Origin of the sequence: Bartonella sp. AA89HNZF, from assembly GCF_042196905.1 — a bacterium.
Taxonomy (GTDB): Bacteria; Pseudomonadota; Alphaproteobacteria; order Rhizobiales; family Rhizobiaceae; genus Bartonella.
The window spans coordinates 1-2,277 of record NZ_JBHIRD010000056.1; the positions used below are offsets into that span (position 1 = coordinate 1).

The 2,277-nt window shown below is 42.3% G+C and carries 1 protein-coding gene and 1 pseudogene; both read left to right on the forward strand.

Annotated features, from left to right (window positions below; translation table 11 throughout):
- Positions 1-1,533: pseudogene (locus ACFIN0_RS09565) on the forward strand (filamentous hemagglutinin); the annotation flags it as partial.
- A gap of 20 nt (positions 1,534-1,553) precedes the next feature.
- Positions 1,554-1,970: a hypothetical protein gene (locus ACFIN0_RS09570; RefSeq protein WP_375610968.1), complete on the forward strand. Its 417-nt coding sequence runs from the start codon at positions 1,554-1,556 to the stop codon at positions 1,968-1,970.
- Positions 1,971-2,277: the final 307 nt, after the last annotated feature.

Below are 2,277 nucleotides of genomic sequence, written 5' to 3' on the forward strand. Positions count from 1 at the left end.
GCCGTGGTTTCTGGAGAGCGTGTAGAAATGGAAGTAGGGGGTGATTTTGCCATTACCAGCCGCAGTGATACGGGACACAGTTCCAGCAAGCAAAACTCTGTTTCCATTGGTTATAATAGCCGAGAAAAGGATGGTACAGCCACAACCAATATTTCCTTAAACAAGGATAAATCCTCTAGTGATTATCATAGTGTTGTGGAGCAATCAGGCATCAAAGCGGGTGATGGTGGTTTTAAGATCAACGTTAAAGATAAAACAACGCTGACCGGAGGTATTATTGAAAGCACCGCGCCGGCAGAAAAAAACAGCCTGACCACAGGAAGTATTACCACCAGTGATATAACCAACAGTGCGCATGCGCAAGCTAGCAGCCAAGGTTTAAGCATTTCGGCGGGTGGTCCGATGTATCAGGGCAAATATGGTGTCGGGAAAAACATTGCCAAAAATGTCTTAGATCATTCAAAAGCTAAAGATTCAGAGGAAGGATATACCAAATCCGCTATCAGCAATGGCACCATTGTCATTACTGATGAAGCAGGGCAGAAGGCATTGACAGGGCAAGACGTGGAACAAGCCATAGCCTCCCTTAATCGTGATACTGCCACCGCCCATAAGGGTGTACAACAGCTCGATGCAGGCAAGCTGGAACAAATCGTCCATGAAAACCGCGAAATGGCGACACAACTTTTAGAAGAAGGATTTAAATACAGTGATGACTCCTATAAAACCATGTTTATCAAAGAGCACCCCATCGCCGTGGTCGACCGTGATAAAGACGGAAATATACTCTATAAAACAGATGAAAATGGGGAGCCTATAGAAGACGCTCGTGGACAAAAAATACCTAAGTTTCATTATTTAACGGATGAAGAAAAGCAGCATTTGCAAGAAGGCTCTGATGGCAGGGTTCATGTTTCCTTTAATGGCATCTTTACTCCACCAGAGGAAGCCGCTGTTTATGCAGAGCAACATGCGGAGAATAAAAATGAACCGCTTTATTTTGTTGTGTTCCCTCAAGCCGATTCTGCTATCTCAGAACTTCTAGTCGCGGGCTATCAGAAATTTATGGAAAATAACTTTTGGGGTTTGACCAATTCCACACAAGAAGCAAAAGATTTGGTGTATAGCCATGGTCTTACAGGGTTGGAACTTTATGGCCATAGCCGCGGGACGATGACATTGGGGAATATGTTGTATTCTTTCAAACAAGAAGGTGTTCACGGTATAGCCGACAACACGAAGATCAATTTCTATGGACCAGCCTTTAATGTTTTAGTTGCATCCGGTCTGTTAGGTTATGTGAGTGATGGCAAACAAACCACTATTGGCTTTGATGGGAATAGATACGACTTTGTAAGCAGAATTATTGGCGGCAATGGCTATACTTACGAGACAATACCTACTGGTAGTAACATGTGGAAAGAATGGTGGAGAGTGATCATGAATCCCATAAGCTCCCATACTTGCCTTGGAGATGCGAGTGATAAGTGTACATGGCGCTATGGCACATCTCATCGTGAACAAAAACCTTGAATTAAATAATGGAGTAAAAAATGAAACAAACTCTAAAGCTATTAGGTGCTGTAACTTTATTAGGTATTGCAGGATGTCAGTTTAATAAAACTCCTGGAGGGTATTTGAGCGCGTGGGAGAAAAATGGTGTTACTGATTTTACTGAGGTAGGAAAAGCCTTGTTAGAATGTGGCATGCCAACGCCTTATGATGTCGATCCAGAAAACAGAAAGCAGAGCATTAATGCAAAAGCAACAATTTATGCTTGCATGCTTCAATCAGGGTTTCGCTATAAAGATGAAGAGGTAGCAAGAGCGGGAGGGCCATGTTATACTTTTAAAGAGAAAAACTTGCCCATTTGTCGTCCAGGCGCTGTTGTTCCACAGCGCAGTGTCAAGAAGCGCTTAAACAGCCCGTTTTGTAAAAAATATAAAAATAGTCGCAAATGCCAGCCTTAAGTTTTGCTGTTTGTGATGATTAACAATCCGCCATCCTTGCCTTCTCTTGGAATGGCGGGACTGTTCCCTCAATCCAACATTTCAATATTGTTCACCGTTGTTTTAATGAAGCGGTGACAGGAAATATCAACAGGCTTACGAGCTTTTTTATTGTCAATAAATCCATTGAAAGAGGGGAATAATGAAGAAAATCTTAAAACTATTGAGTTGCATAGCTCTCTTAAATACAGCTGGATGTGTTAACCAACCTCCTCCATCAACTTTAGCATTATGGGAAAAACCAGGTGTCGATAAAGCGATGATCCAA

What these genes read in the sequence shown, in the direction of transcription:
- ACFIN0_RS09570 (WP_375610968.1), top strand. Translation starts at nt 1,554, where the DNA reads ATGAAACAAACTCTAAAGCTATTAGGTGCTGTAACTTTATTAGGTATT.